Source organism: Thalassotalea loyana (assembly GCF_030161435.1).
Lineage (GTDB): Bacteria > Pseudomonadota > Gammaproteobacteria > Enterobacterales > Alteromonadaceae > Thalassotalea_G > Thalassotalea_G loyana.
In genome coordinates this window covers 84,990-99,880 of sequence record NZ_BSSV01000006.1, presented here as the reverse complement: position 1 = coordinate 99,880, position 14,891 = coordinate 84,990, and the positions used below count along the sequence as shown (strand labels likewise).

General features: G+C 39.4%; 14 protein-coding genes and 1 riboswitch. All 14 genes read right to left on the bottom strand.

From position 1 onward, the window contains the following. Nucleotides 1-1,179 carry an alginate export family protein gene (locus QQK05_RS13350; RefSeq protein WP_284299430.1) on the bottom strand — a complete coding sequence of 393 codons (1,179 nt, stop codon included), beginning with the start codon at nt 1,177-1,179 and terminating at the stop codon, nt 1-3. A gap of 93 nt (nt 1,180-1,272) precedes the next feature. After that, complete coding sequence (locus QQK05_RS13345; RefSeq protein WP_284299428.1) at nt 1,273-2,118, bottom strand: ABC transporter ATP-binding protein; 846 nt, start codon at nt 2,116-2,118, stop codon at nt 1,273-1,275. Nucleotides 2,119-2,134: 16 nt separating this feature from the next. Further along, entirely contained in the window at nt 2,135-3,052 is a 918-nt protein-coding gene (locus QQK05_RS13340; protein ID WP_284299791.1) for an ABC transporter permease, read from the bottom strand. A gap of 97 nt (nt 3,053-3,149) precedes the next feature. Next, the gene (locus QQK05_RS13335; RefSeq protein ID WP_284299426.1) at nt 3,150-4,532 is read right to left on the bottom strand and encodes a CmpA/NrtA family ABC transporter substrate-binding protein; all 1,383 of its coding nucleotides are present in this window, start codon (nt 4,530-4,532) and stop codon (nt 3,150-3,152) included. Between the two features lie 338 nt (nt 4,533-4,870). After that, complete coding sequence (locus QQK05_RS13330) at nt 4,871-5,476, bottom strand: ANTAR domain-containing response regulator (protein ID WP_284299424.1); 606 nt, start codon at nt 5,474-5,476, stop codon at nt 4,871-4,873. Between the two features lie 158 nt (nt 5,477-5,634). Then, a complete protein-coding gene (locus QQK05_RS13325; RefSeq protein ID WP_284299422.1) occupies nt 5,635-7,017 on the bottom strand; it encodes a GAF domain-containing sensor histidine kinase in 1,383 nt (460 codons plus the stop codon). Nucleotides 7,018-7,117: 100 nt separating this feature from the next. Then, complete coding sequence (locus QQK05_RS13320) at nt 7,118-7,942, bottom strand: LytR/AlgR family response regulator transcription factor (protein WP_284299420.1); 825 nt, start codon at nt 7,940-7,942, stop codon at nt 7,118-7,120. Between the two features lie 4 nt (nt 7,943-7,946). Then, entirely contained in the window at nt 7,947-9,011 is a 1,065-nt protein-coding gene (locus QQK05_RS13315) for a sensor histidine kinase (protein WP_284299419.1), read from the bottom strand. A gap of 96 nt (nt 9,012-9,107) precedes the next feature. Then, nucleotides 9,108-9,968: an aminoglycoside phosphotransferase family protein gene (locus QQK05_RS13310; RefSeq protein WP_284299417.1), complete on the bottom strand. Its 861-nt coding sequence runs from the start codon at nt 9,966-9,968 to the stop codon at nt 9,108-9,110. A gap of 21 nt (nt 9,969-9,989) precedes the next feature. Then, a complete protein-coding gene (gene pnuC / locus QQK05_RS13305) occupies nt 9,990-10,622 on the bottom strand; it encodes a nicotinamide riboside transporter PnuC (protein ID WP_284299415.1) in 633 nt (210 codons plus the stop codon). 4 nt (nt 10,623-10,626) lie between these two features. Next, a complete protein-coding gene (locus QQK05_RS13300; RefSeq protein ID WP_284299413.1) occupies nt 10,627-10,911 on the bottom strand; it encodes a hypothetical protein in 285 nt (94 codons plus the stop codon). An 11-nt stretch (nt 10,912-10,922) separates the two neighbouring features. After that, nucleotides 10,923-13,019 (bottom strand): TonB-dependent receptor, encoded by a 2,097-nt coding sequence (locus tag QQK05_RS13295; RefSeq protein WP_284299411.1) that lies wholly within the window; start codon nt 13,017-13,019, stop codon nt 10,923-10,925. Nucleotides 13,020-13,080: 61 nt separating this feature from the next. Beyond that, nucleotides 13,081-13,198: riboswitch (TPP riboswitch) on the bottom strand. 106 nt (nt 13,199-13,304) lie between these two features. Next, the gene (gene hinT, locus QQK05_RS13290; RefSeq protein WP_284299410.1) at nt 13,305-13,655 is read right to left on the bottom strand and encodes a purine nucleoside phosphoramidase; all 351 of its coding nucleotides are present in this window, start codon (nt 13,653-13,655) and stop codon (nt 13,305-13,307) included. A 38-nt stretch (nt 13,656-13,693) separates the two neighbouring features. Continuing rightward, nucleotides 13,694-14,869 carry a cystathionine beta-lyase gene (locus QQK05_RS13285; protein ID WP_284299409.1) on the bottom strand — a complete coding sequence of 392 codons (1,176 nt, stop codon included), beginning with the start codon at nt 14,867-14,869 and terminating at the stop codon, nt 13,694-13,696. Nucleotides 14,870-14,891 lie beyond the last annotated feature (22 nt).

The following is a 14,891-nucleotide window of genomic DNA, read 5'->3' as shown; positions in this document are numbered from 1 at the left end:
TTAGAACTTGGCTTGTAGCCACACCCAAAGTTTATCGGTATCAACTTTACCCGTATCGGCATCACCAGCTGAGTAGTTACCGTACTTGACACCACCAGTTACATATTTAGTAATTTTGCGCGTGTACTGAATATCAACTTCACTACCGTAATCATCTGCTTCTGCATTCGAGTCATCAGCTTGAAAATCATGGTACTGAACCATCCATTTACCACCCCATAATTTACCCGCTAATGTTACGTAAAAGTCTTGTAAACCAACGTCTGGCGTAGATAAAAACTGATCTGTCCAACCGTTAAACTTATGTAATGTTGCGAGTGGCGTTTGGAAACCTTTTTCACCACTATCTGAGCCTAATAATTCAAAGCCCGCTTTTGCAGTGACTTTGTCAAACTTATAACCACCTTCTAACAACATATACTCAGTTGAATATTCGGTAGTGTCATTTTCAAAATCTTGTAATGCAAACTCAGCTTGCATTAACACTTTGTCAAAATTACCAGCCCAGCGAACACCCCATGTATCTAATGCGTTGTTTATGTCGTTATCTTGTTCTAGTAAGTAACCGTAGCCAGTTAGCTTGCCGTATTGAGTTTTATAACTGGCATTAATTAGATGGTCGTTTGAATCAATGTCTTTTTCATCAGCAAAGATTCTGTTGCGTTGGTTGATATACGTGTAATCAAATTTCCACTTGCCTTCGTTTGCTGTAAAGCGAAAAGCATCAAAGGTTTGCTTATCCTGACGCCAACCTACATGGCCTACGAAGCGATGATTATCTAAAACAACCACTTGGCGACCAAGTTTCGCACTAAACCCTTCTTGTTTGTATTGCACGTACAATTGGTCTAATTCAGTTGTTTCAGGATCAGCAACGACTGAATATTGAGTGTTGTTTCCATTGGTGTCATTGTAGTCATCAATCAAAGCACGAGAGTCTTCAATTTCAATCATGCCAGAGAAGCCACTGTAATCCTTCGTTTTGAAGTTTAATAGTGTTCTTAATGTTAATGCGTCAGCATTCTTTTTACTGTTTGCTTGATCTACAGCTTCATAGCGCAGACGAAAATCTGCACCAAATTCGCCGAATTCATTCTCAGCATAAACCGTTGAAGTTGAAGCAATTAAACTACCAACTACGAGGGCTAGCTTGTGTTTTTTGAGAATTTGCTTTTTCATGGATATCCCTTAATTAAATATTATTATCGCGAATTGCACTTTTATTGTGCAATATCACACTTATATCATAGTCTCTATGTCGTTTTTTTGTTGTTACGCAACTTTTTCGCCAGTTTTATGACTCGATTTATTTGCGTCATTCGTGTTTATCGTTTCTACTTTTCTTTGTTTTTCATAAAGGAAACTTAACACTTGTGAACGATAGTCGTTATAGAGTGGATCCTGTGCCAATTCCACTCGATTACGTGGTCGCGGCAAGTCTACAAACAATATCTCTCCGATCGTCGCAGACGGACCGTTGGTCATCATCACGATACGGTCTGATAACAATACTGCTTCATCAACATCATGGGTGATCATAATGACTGTATTATTGAGTTCGTTTTGAATCTCCATTAATGAATCTTGCATATGCGCCCTTGTCAGCGCGTCAAGTGCACCAAATGGTTCATCCATCAGTAATACTTCAGGCTGCATTGCTAGTGCCCTTGCAATACCAACACGTTGTTTCATCCCGCCAGAGATTTCGTCTGGTTTTTTGTGCATCGCGTGACTCATATGCACTAGGTTCAAATTGTGCTCAATCCAATCATGCATCTCTGCTTTATTCATGGTTTTCGAAAAAACTTGCTTCACTGCGAGTTCTACATTTTGATATGCCGTTAACCATGGCAACAATGAATGGTTTTGAAAGACAACCGCACGCTCTGGACCCGGTGTATTTACTTCTTTGTTGTTGAGTAAAACACCACCACTGGTTGCTTGGTGTATGCCGGCAACAATATTTAATACCGTTGACTTGCCACAACCAGAGTGACCAATCAGAGAAATAAATTCACCTTTGGCAATTTGTAAGTCCACTTCCTTCAAAGCTGTGAAATCGCCTTTAGGAGTTGGGAAGACCATATCGATCTTACTGATATCTAAGATAATGCTCATGTGACTTTCCTTATTATTAGCGTTTCGCGCTATCTTTATCCCAAGACACAGCTCGTTGTAGCGATAACATTGAACGGTCAAGTAAAAAACCAATTAAACCAATCACCAGTACGGCAGCCATAATTCGGCTTAACGACTGTGAACTACCATTTTGAAATTCATCCCACACAAACTTACCTAGACCAGGGTTCTGTGCGAGCATTTCAGCGGCGATCAACACCATCCAAGCAATACCAATTGACATGCGCATACCAATAAAGATCGAAGGTACAGCAGCAGGTAACACAATCTTTCTAATATGAACCCATGAAGGTAAGCTCAATACTTTAGATACGTTTACCCAATCCTGGTTAATCGATGAGACACCTACAGATGTATTGATTACCATTGGCCATAAGCAACATAGAGTGACCGTAACCAGTGATACAATGAATGATTTTGCGAACATTGGATCAGCTGTTGTATAAACGGCACTTACAACCATGGTTACAAGCGGTAACCATGCTAATGGCGATACCGGTTTAAATATCTGTATTATCGGGTTTATCGCAGTGTTTAGTGATTTGCTTAACCCTATTGCGATACCAAGTGGTACGGCGACAAGAGCAGCTAGAGCAAAGCCACTTAATACCGTTTTTAAACTCGTCCCTATTTGGTCGATAAACGTTTCTTTACCTGTATAAGGACGAAGTTTTGGCTGATAGTTTGGATCTTTAGCTACACGATTTGCGTTGCGCTTTTCTTGGCGTTGATAAAACGATTCTGCCTTTTCACGCTCGGCAACATGTTCTTGATACAAATTACCAAATTGTTTAAATACATCTGTCGGGCCAGGAAACTGGCCCAGTGACGTGTGTATGTTGTTGGCAGCAATGGCCCACATAATTAAAAAGCACACAATACCGACTAAAGGTAACAACACATTTTTTATCATTTCATTTGGGACAATGAATGACTTCAAAGATACTGCTGTCGTGTTTGACGTTAACTTTTTGCTAATTGTTGTCATCGTTTTATCTTCCAAGTACTAATTAAAGTGTTTCGCCAGACTTCAAACCAATCGAAAACTTATTAATGTATTCGTTAGGCTTTGTGCCGTCGTAAACAATACCGTCAATGAAATGCGTTTGAGGGTTACGGTAGCCATCTTCAGAAAATACCTCAGAGAAATCCGTTTTGCTCATTAGCTTGTCATCAATTAATGACTGTGCAGCTTTTTTGTATATATCAGGGCGGTAAACTTGCTGTGCTACATCTTTGTACCAAGAATCCGGCTTATCTGAAGAGATTTGGCCCCAGCGTCTCATCTGAGTTAGATACCAAATAGCGTCTGAGTAATATGGGTACGTTGCGTTGTAACGGAAGAATACATTGAAATCTGGTACTTCACGTTTATCACCTTTCTCGTATTCAAAAGTCCCCGTCATTGAATTAGCAATTACGTCATAGTCAGCGCCAACATAATTAGATTGGGATAAAATCTTAACGGCTTCTGGGCGGTTAGCATTATTATTTTCATCTAACCACTTCGCCGCTCGAATCAATGCACGAGTTAAGCGAATAGTGGTATTGGGATACTTTTCAGCAAATGCTTTACTAATACCAAACACTTTTTCAGGGTTATCCTTCCAAATTTCGTAATCTGTAACGACAGGGACACCGATACCTTTAAATACCGCTTGCTGGTTCCATGGTTCACCCACACAGTAACCATAAATAGTCCCTGCTTCTAATGTTGCTGGCATTTGCGGTGGAGGCGTTACCGATAACAACACATCTGCGTCTAGTTGACCTGATGTATCACCTTTGTGCGGTGCGTAGTATCCTGGGTGAATTCCACCAGCTGCTAGCCAGTAGCGCAACTCATAGTTATGCGTCGAAACTGGGAATACCATCCCCATGTTGAATGGCTTACCTTGCTCGGCAAATTTATCGACTACAGGTTTTAACGCATCAGCCTTGATCGGATGCACTGGTTTACCGTCAGCACGCTTAGGGATGTTGGCTTTCATTTGTTTCCAAATATCATTTGAAACGGTAATTCCGTTACCATTTAGATCCATTGAAAATGGCGTAATGATTTCAGCAGATGTACCGTAACCAATGCTAGCAGCTATAGGTTGGCCAGCTAACATATGCGCACCATCTAAACGCCCGTCAATGACACCATCGAGCAAAACTTTCCAGTTCGCTTGCGCTTCGATAGTGACATATAGACCTTCATCTTCAAAAAAGCCCTTTTCATAGGCAATGGCAATTGGTGCCATATCGGTTAGCTTAATGAAGCCAAATTTTAATTCTTCTTTTTCTGGGTAGCCTAAAGCATTTGCAGTTAAAGATGTTATCGCACTACAACCGAGTGCAACTGCGCAACACAAAGACCTATTAAACTTTGATAATTTCTTAGTAAGCATTGTCATTCTCCAAATAAAAAAGCCCAACACCTCTCAGAAAAATTCCTGAAGTGATGGGCTACGATGCCAAACTAATTAACACTACGCCTTTGCAGTACCCTTAGTTATTTTATTGTTATGCGTGGGTTGCCCCACTAATGCTAGACGCTTTTGCCTAACTAGATAGATTACTCTATTTTCTTGTATATGATTAAAACAAGTTAAGTGCCAAGCTGTAAATTTCTAATTATAACAATGATTTAAATTAAAACTGTGTTTTACAAAAAGGCTTTGATGCTAAACGATGATGCAGAATTTCCAGTAAATGCTTCATCTTAGTGCAATTCTTTATCAACTTATTAGCCTGGGCCGCTGAGCACACTCTCCAAAGCCAAGATGTTCTTGGCAACGTCTTCTATCTTCTGGCTGTTATCCATTGCGGTTTTCCTAATCAACTGATATGCCTCGTTTTCACTCATTTGTTTAGCACGCATTAAACTTAATTTCGCTTGCTCAACAAGTTTCACTGAAGATAGTTTTTGTTTGGTTTTATCTAAATCTTTTTGGAGCTTGTTAAGCACTAAAAAACGCCCTAATGCACTTTCTAGAATGGAAGGAACTCTATTTACAGGTATTGGCCCTTCGACGTAGCCATTAACACCTATCCCTGCGAGTTCAGCTGGTTTGCAATCGCTTGGTTCGTTTACAAATACAGCAACAGCCAAATGTTTACCTAACGCTATTTGGCTTAGCCTATTCAAATGTTCATCGTTGATGGATTGGACCATGTAAACAAGCACCTTAGCATGATGGAAATTGGTATCTACACCAAATGCTTCAAGTGAGTATCGATATTCAATGTTAAACTGTGACGTGTCCAATGCGCTTTCGATTGCGCTTAGCATTTGTGCTTCCTGATAGACAACACAACAAGATATAGTAGAAGATGATGGTTTGATGTCCATAATGTCCTTTTAACAACCCTTAATTCATTATGCGCTGTTATTAGTAACAAAATCCATGCCATCAAAAAATATGCATATAAAACAATAGATTGAATAAAAAGCTAGAAGAACAATAGGTGCTGTTTGCACCAAAAGGCATCGTTTAAACTTATATCGGGCTAGCGTGGTAACTGAATTTTAAACCTAGTGCCTTTAGGAGCCTCCTCTACCGAGATACTTCCATTTAACTTTGTAACGAGGGCATTTTGTACAAGGCTTAATCCTAAACCAAGCATTTTTAAGTGTCGTTTGTTGGTATAAAATGGCTCAAAAATCCGGTCTGCTTCTTCTTGTCTCAACCCTACTCCGTCATCTTGAAGGTTAATCACAACAAGCTTATCGTCGGCATAAACATGAATATGGATACTGCCATTTTCAATGTTATTAAAACCATGTCCAATCGCGTTATCTAATAATTCATTAAAGACTTGCCACAGCGTTTCTTTTTGAGATTTAATTTTGATGTCTTCACAAGTAATCGTGACTTTATGTTGGCCCAATGATTGGCGTTTAGCTTCGATCACTTCGCTAAGAAAAGGCTTTAACTTAAATTCTACGTTATCGCTGGTCGTATCGTTAAAATTCAATGTTCTAAATTTACTGACTAAGTCATTGACTTTTAATAAGCTTTGATTGGAAATGTTAGTCAATTGCTCAATATGTTGTAGATACGACAATAATTGTTGCTTTGTAATTCGATTACCATCAAAGTCACGTCGAATATCAGCTGTTTTGTCATGAATAGAGTGAATAGAAACTTGAGCATTATTAATCGGGGTACTTATCTCATGTGAAAAGCCGGAAATCAGTCGGTTTGTTGTCTGAGATTTCTCTGATGAGACTTTGATGCTATGTTCTTGCTCTTGCTCGTAAATCAGTCTGTTTAACTCCTGGTTGGCGTTAAACAATTGCTGGGAACGCTCATCCAAGGACTGACTCAGAATCTTGTTTTGCTCTAGTATTTTTTGACGATTAAAGTGGTTGTCGTAGACAATCGTTGCTAGATAAGCATTTAACTCGATAAATTTTAGATCTTCCTCGCTAGGTCTTCGTGGCTCAGCATAGTAAATCGCGTAAGTACCGTAGAGTTTACCTTGCCCTCCGATGATTGGATGAGACCAACAGGATTGGACGCCGGCCATCAATGCCAGTTCTTTATATTGGTTCCAATAGGGATGGGTATTAATATCCTCGACAATCACTAATTCTTTGATAAACGCCGCGGTGCCACAAGAGCCGACGCCTGGGCCTATCTTTACGCCATCTAACGCTTGGCAATAAGCATCAGGTAAGCCAACGGCTGCTTTAGGATGGAGACTATTAGATATTTCATTATATTCTAGGATTGAACAAAGCATGTCAGGATTATAAATCCTCGCTTTTTTACACAACACATCAAGAATTTCATCTATTGGCTCGTTACGAGCCACCAACCGCAATACTTCATTACGACCCGCTTCTAATTGTTGTGCCTTTTTCCAATAATCTAATGAAGAACCCATAGCGCAAAATACTCTAACCTACTCTAATTTAAAGATTAGTCCGTTAGTAACAAATTGCCATTATTCACATAATTAAAAAGGCTGAAATTTGATCGAACAATTAGGATATTACAGCTTTTTTTACTTTGTCTTTGTAACTACGGCTTACTTTTAATTCTTTGTCGTTTTTCATGACCAAATAATACTCTCCGTTTACTTGAGAACAGAATTTAGCGATAAACTGTTTATTGACAATAATTGAACGGTGACAACGGATAAACTGACGAGGGTCGAGGCTCTCTTCTAGTTCCTTCATCGTTTTCCGTAAAATATGTGTTGCTTCCGTGGTGTGTACACACATGTAATCGCCGGCTGCATCAATCCACATAATTGATTTAACAGCAACTCGAGACACTTCACCTGCGTCTTTTATTGGCAATATATCGGAGTAATTCGACAAACTATTGATCTCGTCCTTTTCTAAGCCTTCGATCAGCTGCTCGTAGTTGTTTCCGGTAACATCGCTGACAAAATTCAATAATTGGTCTTTATGGTTTTTATCGATGTCTGATTGGATTGATTGTTGTACTTTTTCGATTGCTTGGTCAATACGACTTTCGTCGGCAGGCTTTAGCAAGTAATCCAGTGCATGTACTTCAAACGCCTTTAATGCATATTGATCAAAGGCCGTTACGAAAACAATGTTAGGTAATGGAATATTTTCTTCAATTAACTTTTCTAACACTTCAAATCCCGTCATACCTGGCATTTGAATATCAAGAAATAATAAATCTGGAGATAATGCTTTGACCGCATTAATTGCTTCGCGACCATTCGAACACTCAGCAACAATATTGATATCTTGACGCTGACTTAGTCGAACTCTTAAGCCTTTTCGGGCAAGTGGTTCATCATCAACTATGATAGTTGTTAACTCAGCTTGCATTTAACTACCTTTCTTGAAATGGGATACGAATATTAACCTTAACACCTGACGGGCTGTTGTTAGCAACGACTAGTGAATACTTATCACCATAGAGCGCATGTAATCGCTCTCTCGTGTTCGCAAGACCTACACCATTCTCTCTGTAAAGATTACCATCTTTAATCTGAGCGCCTGGGCCATTGTCGGCAAGTTCTAACAATAAATCGTCGCCAAACTTGCTTACCGTCACCGCTATAGTACCACCGCTTTCTTGCGTAGCAATAGCGTATTTTATTGAATTTTCAGCAATTGGCTGGAAAATCATGCTAGGTACAAGCGCATTTTGGCAGCTATCTTCAATATCGATGACAACTTTCAAGCGTTCTTCGAATCTGACCTTTTCAATATCTAGATAGAGGTCTAAGACCTTAATTTCACTTGATAAGGTAACCTTCTTCATCGGATCTTTATCTAGTGTGTACCTTAAAAATTCACTTAATTTAGTGACCATTTTGTTAGCGGTTTGATTTTCTTCTACCAAAATAAGTGTAGAAATCGCATTTAATGTATTAAACAAAAAGTGAGGGTTTAATTGGTAACGTAACATTTTCAATTGCGCTTGATGAGCAATTGTATTTGCCCTAAGCACGTTTTGTTTTTCTTTTTGGAGCATTTGATAGTACTTAATACCGAAGTACAAACCACTCCAGCTCAAAATGATATAGAACGACCATAAACTGTTACGCGTGTACATCAACCAAAATTCAGGCTCATATCCATGCTTATATATCGTCCAGTAAGTAAAGTTTTTAATAACCTGCCACAAAACACCAACGACATAAGAGCTGATCACAACAACAAGTGCTATTTTTAATGGCGTGAAGTTCCAGGCTCTACGATAGACATATCGTAGGGGGATTGTAATCATCCAGCCCGCGTAGGCATTTAGAAAAATAATGACAGCAAAAATATCACGAAGATCATGTAATAACGATCCAAGATAATGAACCAAGGCATAGCCCAGCCACCCTGCTGTGTGCAATACCCAGAAAAAACGATTACGATCTTCTATTAATGCTTTCCAATTCACGAAAAATACTCTAATGATGTTACAAGTTAATTATGATTGACCTGTTCATTAACTTCATTACGACTAATCGTAACTTATTCGCTTTTTGTCGCATTTTTAGTAATTATCAATGAGAAACGTCAATTGATCTAAAAAATGATTGGCTTTTTTGCCGAATTCTTGTGACTCAGATTCTTGATATTTGGCTAAGTACCATAAACCATTAATCCCCGTTGCTATCAGAAAGTATTGTTGAGCTTGGCTGTATTCATCTTTTGTTATTGGGTTGTGCTTGTTATTTTCAAAAAATGCCAATGCAATCGCTATATGGTCAACTGAAAATTGGTTGATACTTAGTAACATCATCAAGTCATATAGTCGCGGTGCAACTGTTAACGACTCAAAATCAATGATTTTATATCGTCCACTATCCGAAAAAACATTGAATTGATTAAAGTCACCATGGCACAGTGTGTTAATTGATGGGAGATTGTCTAGTTCGGTTGCTTGCCTTACTAATTGGTCGACAACCCGAGTTTGCTCTGCGTTTAAATGACAGCTGTTTGCTAAAGATCGAATTGTCTCGCTGAAGTCGAGGACTTCTATCCATTGACGTAATTGAACGATTTTTGATTCTCGGTGAAAATCATTAAACGCCAGTAAGAGCTGTTTGAGTAAATCCTCTTCAGTAAACGTTTTACGCCCTAGCATTGGACTATTGATATATTCCATAACAATGCAACAGTCCCTACATCCGATTAACTTCGGTGTAATTGGCAGCCCTATTTCTAAAAAATTACGCTCACGTTCAAAGTTTGGCACTTGAGAAAAGAATTTTGCGACGTAATTTTCATCATTAGTCGAGACTTTGAATACTTGCTGACTATCCCCTTCAGAAATAGCTGTCATTCCTAGGAAATGCTCGTTTAGGTTTTCCTCAAGGATTTGACTTACTAATGTTGCTATTTTTCCACTCAAACGGATGGCCTTTCTTTCTTATTAAGACAAACTTTCTGCTGGGCTGTGTTGTAGCTGTTGTCCTTTATACAATTTAAACCACTGCACAAAACCATAAATAGCGAACAGGGTATAAAATGCGAATAAAAAGGCAGTTGGTGCCAATCCTTTTTCGATGTAGATAAAGATAGACACAATATCGATCACCACCCAATATAGCCAATTCTCGACAACACGTTTAACGACGAGATATGTGGCAAATACGGCAAATACAGTGGTTGCTGCATCAATATATGGAAAATCAGTTGGTGTATAGTTATCCATTAAGAAACCGACAGCCAGGCTGATAATCACAAGTGAAGCAACGGCTACTCCATGAAATCTGATGCTCAAAAACGTAACGGGTAGTCCAAGCGTTTGCTGTTCCTTAGCTTTTTTCCAATTAATCCATCCCCAAATAGCCATACCAAAGTAGTAAACTTGTAATAAGCTATCCATCCACAAATAAACTTCGTAGAAAATTGCCGTATATAGCAATGTTGAAATCAACGCCATTGGCCAGCATAAAATATTTCCTTTAGCTGCCAAAATAACGTAGAGCAAAGCAGTTATAACTGCAATTGTCTCCAAGAATGGTAAATTCATGTAATAATTGATCGACTCGAGTATATCCATAGCACTATTTTTTGGGCTTGTTGCCCTGATGATTTATTAAATGAGAGCGATCACTGGCGATCATCTTTAGGATAAATACTGCACTGCCTACATTTTGGTGCACTGTGCGTATCTCTTTCATGACGTGTTCGGTTGTATAATCATATTCACCGAATACTTGTGTACTCATACCGTTCGTAATAACTTTAAGGCCATCGAGTCGATTTAGGCGTTCAATGAACGCCCAAATCTCATCTTTGTATTCGGCTTCTGCCAACGGATACAAGCTAATGTCAAACGACACTTGCATGTTTATTACTCCTAGAACTGATAATCAAAGGTAGCACCAAAGACCATTGGTTCTCCATATTGATAGTATGGTTTAGCAGTATACCCATCTCTTGGATCATTACCAAAGTAAAACCCACGCGTTTGATAGTCTTCATCTGTTAAGTTACGAGTCCATAATTTAACTAACCAATCTTCTGCTTGGTAGGTAACTGACGCGTTGATCAAGACAACAGAATCTGATTTTTGCTCGTGAGAGTCTGAAAAGTAAAATTCGTCTTTACCTTCAACTGATGCACTAAATGACCAAAATTGTGATAAGTAGTAATCAAAGCCTATGTGAAATTGATAACCAGGTGCATGTGCTTGGTCGCGACCTGATAGGTCTTCACCATTGGCATTTACAAAACCTTCAAACTCAGTTTCAAGTAACCCTAACATTGCGAATACGTGAAAATCTTCAGTAGCCTGCCACTGCGTTTCGACCTCTATCCCGTAGTTAGTACCTTCGGCGGCATTGCCAAGATAATCGACAAATTCTGAACTACCATCATCCCTTGTCACTGTTTGCGAGCTCTTTACTTGAACATCTTTACGATCCATATAAAAAGCGGTAGCCGCGACAAACGCGTCGCCATCTAACAGAGACGCTTTATAACCGATTTCGTAGTTCCACAAATATTCTGGGTCAAATGTGCGTAAATTATCAGGTAATGTACCATCTGTATTTGCGCCACCCGCTTTATAACCACGATGGATGCCACCAAAGACCATTTGGTTCTCATCTAAGTTGTGAGCTAACACAATTTTTCCACCCAATGCATCGTCAGATAAATCTTCATCAAAACCATCTGTATTTGAGTATGATGCATCACGTGTTTCGTAACGAAGACCCGTTGTTAACACTGTTTTACTAGATAATTCGGTATCAAATTGAGCAAACAACGCGATAGAGTCTGCTTCAAATGTTGACATAAAATCACTGCTTAAATACGTGTATTGACGTGTTAAGTCTTCATCGTCTGTTTTAAAGTAGATTCCACCAACCCATTGAGTCGTCCCATCAAATATTTCACTACCTGCTTGTGAACTAAAACGAAACTCAAGTGTGTTTGTCCCTTTGTCTCGATAATAGTAGTCAACCGAAGCATAATCGCCATATGGACAGTCTGTAGTGTCACACAAAGAAGGGTTTGACCAATCTTCGTCATAGCCATAAGCTAAGTCTGAATCGGCAACAGAAACTAACGTTTCAAATAGTACATTTTCAAAACCGCTATAGTTGAAGTTTGCAGATATCGCGCTAGTCTCTTGTTCGTCAGAGCCCGGCATATCCGATAGAGTGTTACGTGTGTTGTCTAAAGAAAACGCATCATATCCGTTATCAAAATCAAAATGCATAACGCTGACATTAATCGCTAAATCATCCGTTGCGTTAATGGCTAATTTACCACGCACACTTAATTCATCGCGATCGTTCGTATCGTCAGTATTCAAGTAATCATTTTCAATAAAGCCATCACTATTATATTGCTCCACAGCGATACGGTAATTGACGGAATCAGTTGCAGGACCAGACAAAGCAACGCCTGCACTGTAACTGCCATAGTTACCTGCCGTTATCTTTACGTTGCCTTCAAATTCATCAGTCGGTGCTTTAGTGACGATGTTAATCATACCTGCTAATGCATTCGCACCAAATCTTGTTCCTTGTGGTCCACGAAAGACTTCTGTTTGTGCTACGTCAAATAACGATGAAACAGACCCTATGCCATTGAACTCGACACCGTCTATAATCATACCTACTGAAGGGTTTATTGCTTCACTAAATTGACTGCGCTCACCAATACCACGGATTTGGTAATAACGAGCACGCTGAGAGCCACTCGAAAAGTTAACATTAGGCGCTAAGGAAATAACTTCTTCAAGATTCTGCGCACCACGTTCTAGTACGGCTTCATTGCCAAGGATTGAAACCGCGCTTGCACTGCGTTTTAGTTCTGATTGGCGAAAATCACCTTGAACAACGATGGTTTCTATATCTGCATTTTTATCATCTGCTAGAGCAATAGATGAAGTTAACGTTGCGGCTAGCGCGAGTGCGATTGGCTTTTTATTAAATTGTGTCATGTTGATCTCATTAAACAATGGGACCAGCAACTAGGAAGGTAGAATAGTTATTTTTAAATATCTGATAACGCTTAACCATCCCTACGCTGGCATAATCCAGTTCAGGTTCAAAGGGTTCTGTAAACAGTCTCAGCCCAATATCAAACGACTTTTGATATCAAGCACCCCTTGGCTTTGACGCGCATATTAACAACATCGTTAGAAAATAAAAGGAATTTTTAATATTTCTTGGATATAGAAAGGGCCAGATAAATATATCTAGCCCTTGTCTAAAAAACGTAGCGATTAAATTGCTAGCATTGGACCTAATGGCTCGCCACCAAGCAAATGCATGTGGATATGATAAACTTCTTGCCCACCATGCTTATTACAATTCATGATTAAACGGTAACCGTCTTCACTTATACCTGCGTCCGCCGCAAGTTTACGAGCAACTGTAAACAATCGGCCTAACGCAAGTTCATCATCTTGAGTTACATCATTAACGGTTGGTATTAATTTATTAGGAATAATTAGAATATGTGTTTTTGCTCTTGGCGAAATGTCCCTAAATGCAGTGACCAACTCATCTTGGTAAAGCAATTCTGTTGGAATTTCTTGACGGATAATCTTTGAAAAAATGGTTTCTTCAGCCATGCTAAATCCTTGGAAAAAAACGTAGTAACAATAATAGGTTAATTCAACGCTTGATGAAAGCGATCAAATGCTTTGTCCAAGTCTTCAATTAAGTCATCTACATCCTCTAATCCAATATGAAGGCGAACAAGCGGAGCATCGTAAGGCCATTTGGTCGCACTACGTAGATTTTGAACATTATTAACGCCAATAACTAAACTTTCAAACCCTCCCCATGAATAGCCCATTTTGAAATGTTCCATACCTTCTAAAAAGGCTTCAAGCGATTTAGCGTTACCAGATTTAAAAACAAATGAGAACAAGCCGTTTGAACCAAGGAAATCTCGCTTAAAATACTGATGGCCAGGACATGATTCAAATGCGGGGTGTAAAACAACGTCTACGTCATTGCGTTGGGCAACATAGTGGGCGACTTTTAAAGCGTTATGTTCATGTTGCTTTAAACGGACACCTAAGGTTCTGATGCCTCGCATCGCTAAATATAAATCATCAGGTGACGTGCACTGCCCCATCAAATAACTATTTTCTCTAAGTTGAGGCCAATGAGCTTTAGTTGCTGTTGCAGTGCCTAACATGACATCTGAATGCCCAACTACATATTTGGTAGCGGCTTGAATGGAAATATCAACGCCATGTTCAAATGGCTGAAAATTAATTGGAGAAGCCCAGGTGTTGTCCAGAATTACAACGCAACCATGTTCATGGGCTATTTTCGCTAACCTTGGTACATCCTGCACTTCCATAGTCAAAGAGCCCGGCGACTCGAGAAACAACACTTTTGTATTGTCTTTAATTAGCTCAGTAATATTATCACCGATTAGCGGATCATAATACGTCGTTTCAATACCTAACTTTGTTAGCACCTTGTCGCAAAAGTCTCGGGTTGGTTCGTAAGCGGTATCTACCATTAATATATGATCGCCAGTCTCTACAAAGGATAAGATCGCGTTAGTAATTGCAGCGGTGCCTGATGGATATAGCGCACAGCCCGCTCCGCCTTCTAACTCGGTCATAGCGTCACTAAAGGCAAACGACGTAGAGGTACCACGACGCCCATAAAACAACACTTGATTGCCTCGATTCGCTGTTGCATGTTTCATCTCTTTGATGGAATCAAACACAACCGTTGAAGCTCTTTCTACAGGAGGGTTCACGACATTACCTGTCCATTTTTTACTGCGACCGGCGTTTACAATTTTTGTTTGCTTCTTCAAGATGACGACCTTTTTGGGAACT

Coding starts and splice junctions, on each gene's coding strand:
- QQK05_RS13350 (WP_284299430.1), bottom strand. CDS start 1,179: ATGAAAAAGCAAATTCTCAAAAAACACAAGCTAGCCCTCGTAGTTGGT.
- QQK05_RS13345 (WP_284299428.1), bottom strand. CDS start 2,118: ATGAGCATTATCTTAGATATCAGTAAGATCGATATGGTCTTCCCAACT.
- QQK05_RS13340 (WP_284299791.1), bottom strand. CDS start 3,052: ATGATAAAAAATGTGTTGTTACCTTTAGTCGGTATTGTGTGCTTTTTA.
- QQK05_RS13335 (WP_284299426.1), bottom strand. CDS start 4,532: ATGCTTACTAAGAAATTATCAAAGTTTAATAGGTCTTTGTGTTGCGCA.
- QQK05_RS13330 (WP_284299424.1), bottom strand. CDS start 5,476: ATGGACATCAAACCATCATCTTCTACTATATCTTGTTGTGTTGTCTAT.
- QQK05_RS13325 (WP_284299422.1), bottom strand. CDS start 7,017: ATGGGTTCTTCATTAGATTATTGGAAAAAGGCACAACAATTAGAAGCG.
- QQK05_RS13320 (WP_284299420.1), bottom strand. CDS start 7,942: ATGCAAGCTGAGTTAACAACTATCATAGTTGATGATGAACCACTTGCC.
- pnuC (WP_284299415.1), bottom strand. CDS start 10,622: ATGGATATACTCGAGTCGATCAATTATTACATGAATTTACCATTCTTG.
- QQK05_RS13300 (WP_284299413.1), bottom strand. CDS start 10,911: ATGCAAGTGTCGTTTGACATTAGCTTGTATCCGTTGGCAGAAGCCGAA.
- QQK05_RS13295 (WP_284299411.1), bottom strand. CDS start 13,019: ATGACACAATTTAATAAAAAGCCAATCGCACTCGCGCTAGCCGCAACG.
- hinT (WP_284299410.1), bottom strand. CDS start 13,655: ATGGCTGAAGAAACCATTTTTTCAAAGATTATCCGTCAAGAAATTCCA.